General features: G+C 66.6%; 15 protein-coding genes. 5 read left to right on the top strand and 10 right to left on the bottom strand.

The genetic code is table 11. The features are described 5' to 3' along the window. Positions 1-148: 148 nt before the first annotated feature. The 8 genes from fabF to ACZK13_RS04530 form a co-directional block, all read right to left on the bottom strand. The gene (fabF, locus tag ACZK13_RS04565) at positions 149-1,411 is read right to left on the bottom strand and encodes a beta-ketoacyl-ACP synthase II (RefSeq protein ID WP_049463472.1); all 1,263 of its coding nucleotides are present in this window, start codon (positions 1,409-1,411) and stop codon (positions 149-151) included. A 143-nt stretch (positions 1,412-1,554) separates the two neighbouring features. After that, positions 1,555-1,794: an acyl carrier protein gene (gene acpP / locus ACZK13_RS04560; protein ID WP_005415509.1), complete on the bottom strand. Its 240-nt coding sequence runs from the start codon at positions 1,792-1,794 to the stop codon at positions 1,555-1,557. A 152-nt stretch (positions 1,795-1,946) separates the two neighbouring features. Then, on the bottom strand, positions 1,947-2,690 hold the full coding sequence (fabG, locus tag ACZK13_RS04555; protein ID WP_004146899.1) for a 3-oxoacyl-ACP reductase FabG: 744 nt from the start codon (positions 2,688-2,690) through the stop codon (positions 1,947-1,949). 82 nt (positions 2,691-2,772) lie between these two features. Then, the gene (gene fabD, locus ACZK13_RS04550) at positions 2,773-3,717 is read right to left on the bottom strand and encodes an ACP S-malonyltransferase (RefSeq protein ID WP_032127764.1); all 945 of its coding nucleotides are present in this window, start codon (positions 3,715-3,717) and stop codon (positions 2,773-2,775) included. Between the two features lie 135 nt (positions 3,718-3,852). Then, positions 3,853-4,635, bottom strand: coding sequence for a BUD32 family EKC/KEOPS complex subunit (locus ACZK13_RS04545; protein WP_125895270.1), 783 nt, complete (start codon positions 4,633-4,635; stop codon positions 3,853-3,855). 77 nt (positions 4,636-4,712) lie between these two features. After that, the gene (locus tag ACZK13_RS04540; RefSeq protein ID WP_032127766.1) at positions 4,713-5,690 is read right to left on the bottom strand and encodes a beta-ketoacyl-ACP synthase III; all 978 of its coding nucleotides are present in this window, start codon (positions 5,688-5,690) and stop codon (positions 4,713-4,715) included. A 91-nt stretch (positions 5,691-5,781) separates the two neighbouring features. Further along, positions 5,782-5,976, bottom strand: coding sequence for a 50S ribosomal protein L32 (gene rpmF, locus ACZK13_RS04535; RefSeq protein WP_004154640.1), 195 nt, complete (start codon positions 5,974-5,976; stop codon positions 5,782-5,784). 107 nt (positions 5,977-6,083) lie between these two features. Then, entirely contained in the window at positions 6,084-6,593 is a 510-nt protein-coding gene (locus ACZK13_RS04530; RefSeq protein WP_032127767.1) for a YceD family protein, read from the bottom strand. Positions 6,594-6,706: 113 nt separating this feature from the next. Here ACZK13_RS04530 and ACZK13_RS04525 point away from each other — a divergent pair, with 113 nt between their 5' ends. Continuing rightward, positions 6,707-7,276, top strand: coding sequence for a Maf family protein (locus ACZK13_RS04525; protein ID WP_180838179.1), 570 nt, complete (start codon positions 6,707-6,709; stop codon positions 7,274-7,276). A 118-nt stretch (positions 7,277-7,394) separates the two neighbouring features. Here ACZK13_RS04525 and ACZK13_RS04520 read toward each other — a convergent pair whose 3' ends face one another. Then, positions 7,395-9,230 (bottom strand): glycosyltransferase family 39 protein, encoded by a 1,836-nt coding sequence (locus tag ACZK13_RS04520; RefSeq protein ID WP_253143542.1) that lies wholly within the window; start codon positions 9,228-9,230, stop codon positions 7,395-7,397. A gap of 42 nt (positions 9,231-9,272) precedes the next feature. Here ACZK13_RS04520 and ACZK13_RS04515 point away from each other — a divergent pair, with 42 nt between their 5' ends. From ACZK13_RS04515 to ACZK13_RS04500, 4 genes are read left to right on the top strand one after another with little or no spacing between them, the layout of a single operon-like run. Next, positions 9,273-10,226: an AAA family ATPase gene (locus tag ACZK13_RS04515; RefSeq protein ID WP_032127770.1), complete on the top strand. Its 954-nt coding sequence runs from the start codon at positions 9,273-9,275 to the stop codon at positions 10,224-10,226. Positions 10,227-10,249: 23 nt separating this feature from the next. Continuing rightward, entirely contained in the window at positions 10,250-11,173 is a 924-nt protein-coding gene (locus ACZK13_RS04510; RefSeq protein WP_185749964.1) for a DUF58 domain-containing protein, read from the top strand. Beyond that, complete coding sequence (locus ACZK13_RS04505) at positions 11,166-13,115, top strand: transglutaminase TgpA family protein (protein ID WP_253143541.1); 1,950 nt, start codon at positions 11,166-11,168, stop codon at positions 13,113-13,115. The genes ACZK13_RS04510 and ACZK13_RS04505 overlap by 8 nt, the downstream gene beginning before the upstream one ends. Continuing rightward, positions 13,112-13,639, top strand: coding sequence for a Slp family lipoprotein (locus tag ACZK13_RS04500; RefSeq protein WP_032127773.1), 528 nt, complete (start codon positions 13,112-13,114; stop codon positions 13,637-13,639). Before ACZK13_RS04505 ends, ACZK13_RS04500 begins: the two co-directional genes overlap by 4 nt. A 98-nt stretch (positions 13,640-13,737) precedes the next feature. Here the strand turns inward: ACZK13_RS04500 and ACZK13_RS04495 are convergent, their stop codons facing one another. After that, on the bottom strand, positions 13,738-14,097 hold the full coding sequence (locus ACZK13_RS04495) for a histidine triad nucleotide-binding protein (protein ID WP_014646179.1): 360 nt from the start codon (positions 14,095-14,097) through the stop codon (positions 13,738-13,740). Positions 14,098-14,146 lie beyond the last annotated feature (49 nt).

Genomic DNA, 14,146 nt, shown 5'->3' with positions numbered 1-14,146 from the left:
GTTCGGGGATTCAGATGCACGGAAGCCGCCTTGCGGCGGCCTCCTCGTGCGTAGAGTCGAGCTTGCTCGACTGTGTTGCACGTTCAGTCGAGCATGGCTCGACTCTACACAAGGGCGGAGTCGAGCAAGCTCGACTCTACAACGTCGGTCAGACGCGCTTGAAGATCAGCGTGCCGTTGGTGCCGCCGAAGCCAAAGCCATTGGACATCACCACGTCGACCTTGGCCTGGCGTGCTTCATTGGGCACGTAGTCCAGGTCGCAGCCTTCGCCCGGCTGCTGCAGGTTGATGGTCGGCGGGATGACGTTGTCCTGCAGCGCCATCACCGAGAAGATCGCTTCCACGCCACCGGCAGCGCCGAGCAGGTGGCCGGTCATCGACTTGGTGGAGCTGACCATCATCTTGTAGGCGTGGTCGCCGAAGGCGGTCTTCATCGCCATGGTCTCGCCCAGGTCGCCCAGCGGCGTGGAGGTGCCGTGCGCGTTGAGGTAGCCCACCTGTTCCGGGGTCACGCCGGCGTCCTTCATGGCCATGACCATGCAGCGCGCGGCGCCTTCGCCGTTCTCGCTCGGTGCGGTCATGTGGTACGCGTCGGAGCTGGCGCCGAAGCCGGCCAGTTCGCAGTAGATCTTCGCGCCACGTGCCTTGGCGTGCTCGTACTCTTCCAGGATCAGGATGCCGGCGCCGTCGCCCAGCACGAAGCCGTCACGGTCCTTGTCCCACGGGCGCGAGGCCTGTTCCGGGGCGTCGTTGCGGGTGCTCATGGCCTTCATCGCGCAGAAGCCGCCCAGTGCGGTCGGCGACGAGCCACGCTCGGCACCACCGACCACCATCACGTCGGCATCGCCGTACTGGATCATGCGCATGGCGGTGCCGATCGAATGGTTCGAGGTCGCGCACGCAGACACCGCCGAGAACGACGGGCCCTTCAGGCCGGTGATGATGCTCAGCTGGCCCGGCAGCATGTTGATGATGGTCTTGGGCACGTAGAAGGGCGAGATCTTCTTGCCCTCATGGAACTCGATGGTCTGCTCTTCGATGCCGAGCAGGCCGCCGATGCCGGCGCCGACGATGGCGCCGATGCGCTCGGCATTGGCGTCGGTGATCTCAAGGCCCGAGTCATGCAGGGCCATGAACGAGGCACCGAGGCCGTAATGGATGAACGGGTCCATCTTCTTGGCATCCTTGCCGCTGACCCGGAACTTGCCGAACAGTTCATTGTCGGCGGTGATGTCGAATCCCTTGACCTCACCTGCAATCTTGGTGGTGAACCGATCCAGATAGGCATCAGAAACGTTGGTCAGCGGACCGATGCCCGAACGACCCTGGGTGATGCCTTCCCAGCTGCTGGCCAGATCATTGCCCAACGGCGAGACGATACCCAGGCCGGTTACGACGACGCGACGCTTCATTGCTGATTCTCCTGGCCCGGATGATTTCAACGGGCAACTCGGTTTGCTTCGGTGTGATGCTCAAACACACGGGGCCGCAACAGCGGCCCCATGGGGTGCGGTGCGCGGCGAGCATGGGCCCGCGCGCGCACTGCCGTCTGACATCAGGCCTTGACGTGGGCCTTGATGTAGTCGATGGCGGCCTGCACGGTGCTGATCTTCTCGGCTTCTTCGTCCGGGATCTCGCACTCGAATTCTTCTTCCAGGGCCATCACCAGCTCGACGGTGTCCAGCGAGTCAGCGCCCAGGTCATCGACGAACGATGCGCTGTTGGTGACTTCTTCTTCCTTGACGCCAAGCTGTTCGACGACGATTTTCTTGACGCGTTCTTCGATGGTGCTCATGGGATCTCGCTCCAGATGGAGTTGTGGTTCAAAAGTGGTCGCCATCAAAGGCGATGGCCGTGGGATAGTGTAGTGGAAACCGGCGCGGCCTTGCATCGCAGCAAAAACCTCCGCAGATCAACCACTTGCGGCGCAATCCCTGCGCCCCTTGCTTACGGCATGTACATGCCACCGTTCACATGGAGGGTTTCGCCGGTGATGTAACCGGCAGCCGGGCCGGCCAGGAAGGCCACCGCATGGGCGATGTCTTCCGGCGAACCCAGGCGTTCGAGGGCGATGTCGTTGATCAGCGCGGTACGCGCTTCTTCCGGCAACGCCTTGGTCATGTCGGTGTCGATGAAGCCGGGTGCGACAACATTGACGGTGACACCGCGCGAACCGATTTCCTTGGCCAGCGACTTGCTGAAGCCGATGATGCCGGCCTTGGCGGCAGCGTAGTTGGCCTGGCCGGCATTGCCGGTCACGCCCACCACCGATGCGATGTTGATGATGCGGCCCTTGCGCGCCTTCATCATGCCGCGCATCACCGCCTTGCTGGTGCGGAACACGCTGGTCAGGTTGGTGTCGATGATCGACGCCCAGTCCTCGTCCTTCATGCGCATCAGCAGGTTGTCGCGGGTGATGCCGGCATTGTTCACCAGGATCGAGATCGGGCCGAATTCCTTGGCGATGCCATCGAGCACACTGTCCAGCGCAGCTGCGTCGGTGACGTTCAGCGCGCGGCCGTGGCCACCGTGGGCGGCCAGGCGCTCACCGATCGCGGCGGCGCCGGATTCGGTGGTGGCGGTGCCGATGACGGTGGCGCCCTGGGCGGCCAGCAGATCGGCGATGGCGGCACCAATGCCACGGCTGGCGCCGGTGACCAGTGCGATTTCACCCTGCAGGGGCTTGCTCATGATGTTTTCCTCAGGCTGGGACGGCCGCCGTACCCGTACCGCTTGCAGCGGCCACCGGTACGGTCGGCAGGAACAAGGGGGATCAGGCCGACCATGCCTCGCGGGCGGCTTCGAAGTCGCCTGGCGTGGCCAGCGAACGGCCGTCGATGGCCTTGTCGATGCGCTTGACCAGACCGGTCAGCACCTTGCCCGGGCCGCACTCGGCGATCCGAGTGACGCCACGGCCAGCCAGCGCCTGCACGCACCCGGTCCACTGCACCGGCTGGTACAGCTGCTGGACCAGCGCGGTACGGATCGCGTCAATGCCGTCATGCACCTTCGCGTCGACGTTCTGCACCACCGGCAGCTGCGGCGCCTGCCAGGCCAGGCCGGCCATCACTTCGGCCAGGCGGTTGGCGGCTTCGCGCATCAACGGGGTGTGCGAGGGCACGCTCACGGCCAGCTTGACCGCCTTGCGCACGCCCTTCTCGGCCAGCAGCGCCAGCGCACGGTCGACCGCGTCGGCGTCGCCACCGATCACGATCTGGCCCGGTGAATTGAAGTTGGCCGGCACCACCACCTGGCTGCCTGCGGCTTCGGCGCAGACGTCCAGCACCAGCTGGTCTTCGGCGCCGAGCACGGCGGCCATGGCACCGACGCCGGCCGGTGCGGCTTCCTGCATCAGCTGGCCGCGCAGGCGCACCAGGTGCGCACCGTCATGCAGGCTCAGCGCGCCAGCGGCAACCAGGGCGGTGTACTCGCCCAGGCTGTGACCGGCCAGCACCGACGGGCGCGGACCGCCCACGGCGTTCCAGGCGCGCCACACGCCGATGCTTGCGGCCAGCAGGGCCGGCTGGGTGTATTCGGTGCGGTTGAGCATTTCCTCCGGGCCACCCTGGGACAGCGCCCACAGGTCGACGCCGGCACCATCGGATGCCTCGGTGAAGGCTTCACGCACCTGCGGGTGCAGTTCAGCCAGCTCGGCCACCATGCCCACAGACTGCGAGCCCTGGCCGGGGAAGACAAAAGCGAGGGTGGATACGGTCACGCGGTCATCCGCTTGTTGCAATCGAAGCGGGCCATGATAAGGGGGAACATGCCGTGTCGTCTGTACGTGCGCGTATGCACGCGTATGGTGGGCCAGCCGCGGAACGCCGCCGGGCATGGCCCGACGGACGCACAGTCAGCAGAACAGCTGCAGGACGTCCAGATCGCCGTCGGCGAGGAAATCCACGCACAGGCCCACCAGCATCAGCACGCCAGCGGTGCTGGCGCCATGGGCGATGAAGATGGAGTGGGCCAGCGCGCGCGCCGAGCGGCCCAGCTTCATGCAGACCCGGGCCAGGCTGCGCAGGCGGCCAGTGACCGCGTGCACGTGCTCGCGCACCGGCGCCTGCGCATCGCCCATCGCCTCGGCCATCATCGCCTGCAGGTGCTCGGGGCGGTCGGCGTAGTACTTGGCCACGCCATAGCCGAACATCAGCCAGTCGCGGGCCTGCGCTTCGGACAGATCCATCACTTCCAGCGGATCTTCCTCGAAGTCGATGAAACCGACCCTCTCGCCATCCCAGGTGAGATTGCGCGGCAACGGCTGGCCGAAATAGGCGCCGCGCGCATGCGCTGCGGCAATGGCCAGCATGGCCGCCATCACCAGGCGGTCGCGACCGGCCTCGTCGGCTTCGCGCAGGCAGGTATTGAACGAACTGCCGTTGTCGCCGATCACCAGCGCAGCATGGCCGGTGCCCAGCACATCGGGCACGTTCACGCCCTGCGCCTGCAGTTCTGCAAGGCGACGGGCTTCGGTTTCGCGCGCGGCGTCACCACCACGGTGCGGCGGCGGGCGCAGGGCATCCAGATGAAAACGACGGGCAACAAAATTGAGCAGGCCAAGGGCCAGCGCGCGGCTTCCCTTGCCGTACTGCTTCAGCCAGGCACGTTGCCCTTCGATGACGATGGGCTCAACCATGACAGGTCCTCCTTAAACGCGTTACGGCCCCAGAGGGGCCGCAACGACAAAGCTTCACGTTGTCGTAACTTGCACTATCAATAGCGCAGCAGAGCCGAACCCCACGTGAAGCCGCCGCCGAAGGCTTCCAGCAGCAGCAGCTGGCCACGTTCGACCTTGCCCGAGCGCACGGCGGCGTCCAGCGCCAGCGGCACCGAGCCGGACGAGGTATTGCCGTGCTTGTCGACGGTGACCACGACCTGGTCCATCGACATGTCCAGGCGCTTGGCGGTGGCTTCGATGATGCGCAGGTTGGCCTGGTGCGGAATCAGCCAATCCAGGTCGGACTTGTCCAGGCCGTTGGCAGCCAGAGTCTCGTCCACGACCGAGTCCAGCGCCTTGACGGCGTACTTGAACACGTCGTTGCCCTTCATGTTGATGGTGCCGCCGCCATTGGCGCCGTCCTTGAAGCCGGTCGAAACGCCAACCGGGTTCCACAGCAGCTCCTTCTTGCTGCCATCGGCATGCAGGTGGGTGCTGAGGATGCCGGTGTCTTCGTCGGCCTTGAGCACGACGGCGCCGGCGCCATCGCCGAACAGCACGCAGGTGGTGCGATCGTTCCAGTCGACCATGCGGGTCAGCGTTTCGGTGCCGATCACCAGCACGTGCCTGCAGTCGCCGGAGCGGATGAACTTGTCGGCCACGCCCAACGCGAACACGAAGCCCGAGCAGGCGGCGTTGACGTCGAAGGCGGGGCACCCGGCCACACCGAGCTTTGCCTGGATCAGGCACGCGGTGGACGGGAAAATGAGATCAGGGGTGGTCGTGCCGACCACGATCATGTCGAGCTGCGAGGCGTCGATGCCTGCGGCTTCAAGCGCGCGCAGGGCGGCGTTGTAACCAAGGTCGCTGGTGGTTTCGCCTTCGGCCGCGATGTGCCGCTCACGAATGCCGGTGCGCGACTGGATCCACTCATCCGAGGTTTCGACCATTTTTTCCAGGTCGGCGTTGGTCAGGACTTTTTCCGGCAAATAGCTACCGGTGCCCGCGATCCTCGAGTAGATCCGCTTGCTCATCATGTTTCCTGTTGCGCGGGCCGCCGATCACCGGCACACCCGGGAAAGAAGGCAAAGGCCGCTGCCCGGGGGCAGCGGCCTTCCCGGCACATCAATCTTCTTCGACGGCCGAGGTCTTGGTCTGGATGACCTTCTTGCCGCGGTAGAAACCATCGGCAGTGATGTGGTGACGCAGGTGCACTTCGCCGGTGGTCGGGTCGGTCGACAGCTGCTTGGCGCTCAGGGCGTCATGCGCACGACGCATGCCGCGGCGGGACGGGGTGACACGGGATTTCTGCACAGCCATGGGATTGCTCCAAACTCGGTTCGTTTTGCTTCGTCGTATCGTCGCGCAGGACGCCAGCGCCCAGCACACTTTCGCTTTCGCCGCAGCCGCCGACGACAATCCGGCTGCTATTGTTTCTTCAGTGCCGCCAACGCCGCGAACGGGTTGGCCTGCTTTGTTTCTTCTTCGCTCGGCGCCCAGTCCTTGTCGACTGCTTCACCGTCGGGCGACAGCGGCACCACAGGCACTGCCAGCACCAGCTCGTCCTCGACCAGGTCCAGCGGACGCAGCTGGCCGTCTTCCGGCACCAGCAACGCCTCGTACTCCTCCGGCAGGGACGATTCCTCGTCCTCGTCGCGGATCAGGCCAAGCCTCTGGGTCATCTTCACCGGCAACAGGAATCGCTGCATGCTGCGCTGACAGGTCAGCGGCAACGCGGTGTCGATGGTCAATTCCACATAGGATACCCGCAAGACGTCGTCGCGACCGAATTCAAGCGAGTAATTGCACTCACCGTCGGTATCTGCGACCAACCCCTGCAGGCGGGTCAATTCAGCCAGGGACACCTGACCGTCGAAGCGCCTTCGCGCTACAACCATCCGCCAGGCATCCAGCGTTTCGGGCACGTTCGCGGACATAAGCCGCTGAATACTAAGGATCGGGGCGGCGGCTGTCAAATGCCCGCCATACAGGACTTGCCGCTGGCGCTGCGGACACGCCAGACTGCCGCGCCCTGCCCCGGTATTCTCGCATGTCACTGGTCCTGGCCTCCACCTCCCGCTACCGCCGCGAGCTGCTGCAGCGATTGGGCCTTGCCTTCGACTGCGCGCGCCCGGAGGTGGATGAAACCCCGTTGAATGGCGAAGCGCCGCGGGCTCTGGCCACGCGCCTGGCTGCGGCCAAGGCCGCCGAGGTGGCTGCCCGCCATCCGGGCGCCTGGGTAATCGGCTCGGACCAGGTCGCGGACCTGAACGGCCAGCCGCTGGGCAAACCCGGTACGGTCGAGGCCGCCTGTGCGCAGCTGGCAGCGATGTCCGGGCAGACCGTGCGCTTCCACACCGCCGTCTGTCTCAGCCGTGATGGAGAATCATTCACGGCCGTCGATCTGACCGAAGTCTGCTTCCGCGCACTGGAACCGGACGAGATCGCCCGCTACGTGACCACCGAGCAGCCACTGGACTGCGCCGGCAGCTTCAAATGCGAGGGCCTGGGCATCAGCCTGTTCGACGCCATCGACAACCGCGACCCGACCGCGCTGGTCGGCCTGCCGCTGATTGCGGTATGCGGATTGCTGCGCAGGGCGGGATACGCGGTGCCCTGAGGGCTTCCGCCAACCTGTAGAGCCGAGCCCATGCTCGGCTGCCCTTTGTAGAGTCGAGCCATGCTCGACTGTCTTTGGAGAAGCAGTCGAGCATGGCTCGACTCTACAAAAGCAGGACTCAACGAACTTCGAACGGCTGCTCCTGCCACTCTTCCACGCTGCCATCGCGGCCATACAGGCGCAGGCCCAGCCAATGCCTGCCCGGCGCCAGCGTGGTGGTATCCAGCGATGCGTCGAAGCCCACCGCCGGGTGCTGCGGATCGGTGCTGTCCGGCCACACGGGGCGCACGTCGAACACACGCCCATAGCGGGCGTCACCGATGGAACGGCCATCGACCAGCACTTCGACGCGTGCCAGGCCGACGCCATCCTTGAACGCCCAGCCCTTGATCGCGAACGTGCCGGACACCTTCTCGCCATTGGAAGGCGCATCCAGCCACGCCATCGCCGGCGTCACGCACGGCCCTTCCGCGCGCTGCACCGGCAGGCGGAACAACAGGAAGCGCTGGAACCCGTGATCACTGCTGACCACGCGTGGCGCCGGCATCGGCCCCACCTGATCGCAGATGGCGTGATAGCGCTCCAGCAGTTCGCGATAGCGCTGGTCGCTGGGTGACAGCACCAGCAGCATCGGCGCCGTGCGCTCGCCCTCATGCAGCAGGCCCCACTGTGCCAGCTGCGCGGTGCGGCCATGCTTGTCATTGAGCGGATGCGGCAGCACCTCGATGTTGCCATTGCCCAGCTGGAAGCCCAGTTCGGCGCCGACCTTGAAGTTGCCGGCCAGCACGCGCGTCCCTTCCGGCATCTGCCGAAGCTCTTCATGGACCGCTACGGCCAGTGGTTGCCAGCCAGCGAAATTGCGCGGGTAGTACTTGCTGCCGGCCATCTGCTCGCGCAGTGCCGGCGTGGATGCCATCAGGTAGTAGCCGAACGCCAGCACCATGCCCGCGCCTGCCAGCCACCAGCCGGTGCGGCGCAGCCAGCGCGGCCAGCCGTTGAGCACTACCGGCACCGCCACCAGCAGTGCGAGGTAGCCCGGCAGCGGCCAATGGAAACTGATCCGCTCGACGTCAGTGAAGAAGCCAAGCACGAAAATGCCCAACGTGGATACGCCGCCCACCAGGCCGAAATAGCGCCACTGCACGCGCGCACCGCCACCGCTCCGGGTTCCTGCCAGCGCCACCTTCCACATCGCCATGCACAGGATCGGCGTCACCAGCATCGGCTGGATCACCAGGAACCACAGCCCGCCCCATTCAAAGGCCCAGGGATGACGCTCGACCACCTGGAATTTCAGACCGGCATCGTGGTTGTCCGCATTCCACGCCAGCAGTGGCAGCCATGCCAGCACGCCCACCGCCAGTGCGACCCACACGCGCGGATCGGCCAGCATGCGCCGCCCCTGCGGCAATGCCAGCAGCGCGATGAAACCGACGCCGATGACACCGATGAAACGGTAGTGGCTGAGCGCACCGATCAGCAGGCCCAGCGCCAGCTTCATCGCCGAGGAGGCATCCACGTTGTGCAGCAGGCGCGCACCGGCGTGCAGGCAGATCACCGCCGCCAGCGCCATCGGCACGTCGGGTACCGCCAGCAGGCCCAGCGTCGCCGACAACGGCATCAACAGCGTGAGGCTGCCCGCCTGCCAACCCGCCACATTGCCGAACCAGCGCGTGGCCGTGCGCACCACCAGCAGCGGCAACAGCGCACCGATGGCCAGGAACGGCAGGCGCAGCGCAAGCACGTGATGACCGCCGAGCTCCACGCCCAGGCGGGCCAGCCAGGCGGTCAACCCGGGCAGATCCGAATAGGCCGCGGCCAGATGCTGGCCTTCCTGCCAATAGAACGCTTCGTCGACGAACAGCGGCAAGCGCGCGGCAACGATCAGCTTGGCCGCTGTGACCAGCGTCCATAACCAGAGAAATATCGTCCGTGCGCGCTGTTCGCCTTGCATTGCTCTATGGATAATCGAGTGGATTCCAGATCTGAGACGATCATGCCAGCTTCGTCCCCCAACCCCAGCATGCTAACCGATCAATTGCGTCAGGCCCTGCGGGAGGCACAGGATCAGGTGAACGCACTGGTACTGGGCAAGGTGCCGGAAGTCAGGCTGGCGTTCGTCGCATTGCTGTCCGGCGGTCACCTGCTGATTGAAGATCTGCCCGGCCTGGGCAAGACCACGCTGGCGCATGCGCTGGCCAGCAGCCTCGGCCTCAGCTTCCAGCGCGTGCAGTTCACCTCCGATCTGTTGCCCGCCGATGTGCTGGGCGTGTCGGTGTATGAAGCCGGCAGCCGTCAGTTCCAGTTCCACCCCGGCCCGGTGTTCACCCACGTACTGCTGGCCGACGAGATCAACCGCGCACCACCGCGCACGCAGAGCGCGTTGCTGGAAGCGATGGCCGAGCAACAGGTCACCCTGGATGGACAGACCCATGCCCTGCCCGATCCTTTCTTCGTGATCGCTACGCAGAACCCGGTGGATCTGTCCGGCACGTTCCCGCTGCCGGATTCGCAGCTGGACCGCTTCCTGTTGCGGCTGGCGATGGGTTACCCCAGCGCGCAGGCCGAGCGCGAGCTGCTGCGCGGCAGCGATCGCCGCGACCTGATCGCGCGTGCCGTACCGAAACTGGATGACACCCAGGTGCGCGCGCTGCGCGACGCAGTGAACCAGGTGCATGCCAGCGACGCGCTGATCGACTATGTGCAGGCGCTGCTGACCCGCAGCCGCCAGCATGCCGGTGTGCGCGTGGGCCTGTCGCCACGTGCGGGCCTGGCGCTGCTGCGCGCGGCCAAGGCACATGCCCTGCTGCTGGGGCGCGGCCATGTGGTGCCCGAAGACGTGCAGACCCTGTTCGTGGCGGTGGCCGGTCACCGACTGGTGGCGGAAGCCGAATCCAGTTCGGGTCCGGCACTGGCGCGCGCGATCCTGCAGACCGTCGCGGTGGACTGAGCGTGGCCACACGCTGGGCACGCATGCAGCTGCTGGCTCGGCCACGCAGGCCCGAAGCCTTGCCGAGGCGGCTGGACCGCCATCGCATCTATGTGCTGCCCACCCGCTTCGGCCTGTTCGTTGCCACCCTGCTGACGGCCATGCTGCTGGGCGCACTGAACTACAACAACAACCCGGCGCTGCTGCTGGCCCTGCTGCTCGCGGCAGCAGCAATCGCCAGTGCCATTGCCGCGCATCTCCAGTTGTCCGGCGTGCAGATCGATGCGATCTCCGCCGAGCCGGTAGCGGCCGGGCAACCGTTGCGTCTGCGCGTGGACCTCTCACTGCGTGACCCGCGTGCGCGGCACGGCCTGCATCTGCAGCTGGGTGACAGCAACGCCTGGACCTCGCTGCCTGCGCACGGCCGTGGCGAAGTGGAACTGGACGTTCCCAGCGAACGCCGTGGCTGGCTGGAACTGCCGCGCATCCGACTGTCCACCACCCAGCCGCTGGGCCTGGTGCGGGCGTGGTCGTGGGTGTGGCCGGAACAGCCGCTGCTGGTCTACCCGCTGGCCGAAGCCGTGGCGCCTGCACTGCCGGAGAGCGGCAGCGATCCGCTGCACACCCGCGCCCATGCCAGCGGCGAGGAACTGCATCAGCTACGCCCCTACCGGGCCGGCGATGCGCCGCGCAGCATTTCCTGGAAGCACTCGGCACGCCGCGACAGCCTGCTGGTGCGCGAGTACGAAAAGCCGGTCGGCATCGAAGTGATCCTCGACTGGCGCTCGTTGGCGCCGTTGGGCCATGAAGCACGCATCGCTCGATTGGCGCGCTGGGTGGATGTGGCAGAGCGCGAGGGCCGCCGCTACACCCTGCTGCTGCCTGCACACCCGCCGTTCGGGCCCGGTCAGGGCGCCAGCCACCATCACCTGTGCCTGCGCGCGCTGGCGCTGATGCCGCATGACTGAGACCCCGGCCCTGCTCGACCGCAATGCCCGCAACTGGACCCTGGCCAGCGCGGCGCTGGCCTTGTTGCCGTTGCTGCTGCAGCTGCCGCCACTGCTGGCTGGTGTGATCGCGCTGGCGGCGATCATCACCGCCGCCCTGTCGTGGCGGACAGTGTTGCCGATGCCGGTACGCCTGCTGCTGGTGCTGGGCATGCTCGGCGCCATCGTCTGGCAGATGGGCATGGTGCGCCCCGGGCGCGATACCGGTTGCGCACTGCTGGCCGCGATGCTGGCGATCAAGTCCAGCGAGCTGCGCAGCCTGCGTGATGCCCGCAGCCTGCTCGGCTTCGCGCTGTTCTCGCCCTTTGCAGCATTCCTGCTCGACCAGGGGCCGCTGACAACCGCGCTGGCCGCGCTGGCCGGGGGCAGCGCACTGATCGCGCTGCAACGCCTGGCCCAGGATGAAGGTCATGCCGGCCGCCTGCCACTGCGCGGGCAGCTGCATGGTGTCGGCCGCCTGTTGGCGATCGGCCTGCCGCTGGCATTGGCCTGTTTCTGGCTGTTCCCGCGCCTGGCCACGCCACTGTGGGGTGTTCCCGAGCGCGCCGTGGGTACGCCGGGGTTGTCCGACAGCATGGAGCCCGGCCAGTGGTTGGACCTGATGGCCGACGACAGCCCGGCGCTGCGCGTGCAGTTCTTCGGCATTCCACCCGAGCCGGCGCAGCGTTACTGGCGCGGCCCTGTACTGACCGCCTTCGATGGACGGCGCTGGACACGCGACCGCGCCAGCGCGCGGCGGCCTGCTGCGGTGGTTGAAGCAAGTACACAGGGCTGGGATTACCAGATCGACTACGAGCCGACCGAACGCCGCCAGCTGGTGGCGCTGGACCTGCCCAGCCGCGCGCCTGCAGGCAGCATGCTGGATGCGGACATGAGCCTGAGCAGCGAACGCCCGCTGGCCTCGCTCAGCCGCTGGCGGTTGCATTCAGCCCCTCCACTGCGTTTCGACAGCACGCTGTCGCCCTATCTGCGCCGCGCGACGCTGCAGCTGCCGACCGGCTTCAACCCGCGCACCGCCACGTTGGCGCAGCAATGGCGACAGGAGGCTGGCAGCGATGACGAGGCCATCGTGCGCCGCGCGCTGCAGTGGATCACCACCGACTTCTCGTACACGCTGGACACCCCTGCGGCGGGACGCGACCCGATCGACGAGTTCCTGTTCGGCTACAAGGCCGGCTTCTGTGAACACTTCAGCTCGGCCTTCGTGGTGCTGATGCGCAACGCCGGCGTCCCGGCGCGGGTGGTGACCGGTTTCGCCGGCGGCACCCGCAACCGCATCGGCGACTACTGGGTAGTGCGGCGAATGGATGCCCACGCCTGGGCCGAGGTGTGGCTGCCGCAGCGCGGCTGGGTCCGGGTCGACCCGACCGCAGCCGTGGCACCGGAACGCATCCTGGACACACTGGATGACCGCCTGCAGGCCGGCACGGACACGCCACTGCAGCAGCGTTGGCTGCAGCTGGGCGAGCTGGGCGACTGGCTGCGCCGCGGCTGGAACGACCTGGTGCTGTCATTCGATGCGCGCCGCCAGCAACAGCTGCTCAAGCCGTTCGGGCTGGACGATCTGGGCCCCGGGCAGCTGGTCGCTGGCTTCGTGGTGGCCGCACTGCTGGCGCTGGCGTGGATGGCCTGGCTGCTGGCCCGTGGCGAGCGCGAACGCGACCCGCTGCTGCGCGCCTGGCACCGGCTCGGACGGCGCTACGCCCGCCTCGGCCTGGCCCGTGAACCGCACGAAACCGCCCAGGACTGGGCACAGCGCGTACACCGGCAGCGTCCTGACCCGGCCCTGCTCGCGCTCAGCCAGCGTTTCGCTGATGCGCGTTACGCTGGAACTTGCACCGACCTCGCTTCATTATTGCGGGACCTGCGCAGGCATCGCCCGACTTCCGGAGCCTCCCCATGAACACCAAGTTCCTTCTCACCGCTGTGGCCACGCTGGCCCTGTCGGCCTGCGCCACGGCCCCCAAGCCGCTGCAGGGACAGTTCAGCCTGGTCTCCCCTCGCGATTCAGTCGCTACCCAGCAGGTCGGCACGCCGGTCCGTTGGGGCGGTCGCATCATCGAAACCAAGCCCGGCCAGGGCGAGACCTGCTTCCAGATCATCTCGCGCCCGCTCAATGGCAGTGGCCGCCCGAACACCACTTCGTCCGATGCCAGCGACGGTCGTTTCATCGCCTGCCGTGCCGGCTTCTACGACCCGGCGGTGTTCGAAGCCGGTCGTGACGTGACCTTCATCGGCAAGATCGACGGCTACCAGAACACCCGCATCGGCGAATACGACTACCGCCTGCCGAAGCTGTCGGCCGATGTGATCTACCTGTGGCCGGAACAGCGTCAGGTCGACGTGGTGCCCTATCCCTATGGCCCGTGGGGCCCGAGCCCGTATGGCCCGTACTGGGGCGGCTATGGTCGCTGGGGCTGGTGGTGATCATCACCGCACAGGCATGACGGAAAAGGCCGCCCTCGGGCGGCCTTTTCCATCCACGCCGGGATACGGTAGATCCACGCCATGCGTGGATAGGGGCTTCAACGCCCCGGGGTACCGAAGTGCCCCAGCGGCGCACCGGCCAGCAGGTGCATGTGGATATGGAACACGGTCTGCCCGGCATCCTCGCGGCAGTTCATCACGATGCGGTAGCCGTCCTGAGCAAAGCCCTCGCGGCGCGCGTACTCGGCGGCAGCCAGCGCCAGCTTGCCGATCAGGTGCGCCTGCGACGGCTGCAGGTCATCCAGGGTCGGAATGATCTCGTTCTTCGGAATGAACAGCACGTGCACCGGCGCCTGCGGTGCGATGTCCTTGAAGCCCAGCACCTCGTCATCCTCGTAGACGATGGTGGCCGGGATCTCGCGACGGATGATCTTGCTGAAGAGGGTTTCGTTGCTCATGATCGGCCTCGGCGGGTATGTCGTCCGCATTGTAGGCCGCCCGCGCCCG

This window comes from Stenotrophomonas sp. 99219_Sma, assembly GCF_056480785.1.
The sequence above is the reverse complement of the archived record's forward strand: the minus strand, read 5'-3'. Positions and strand labels throughout refer to the sequence as shown.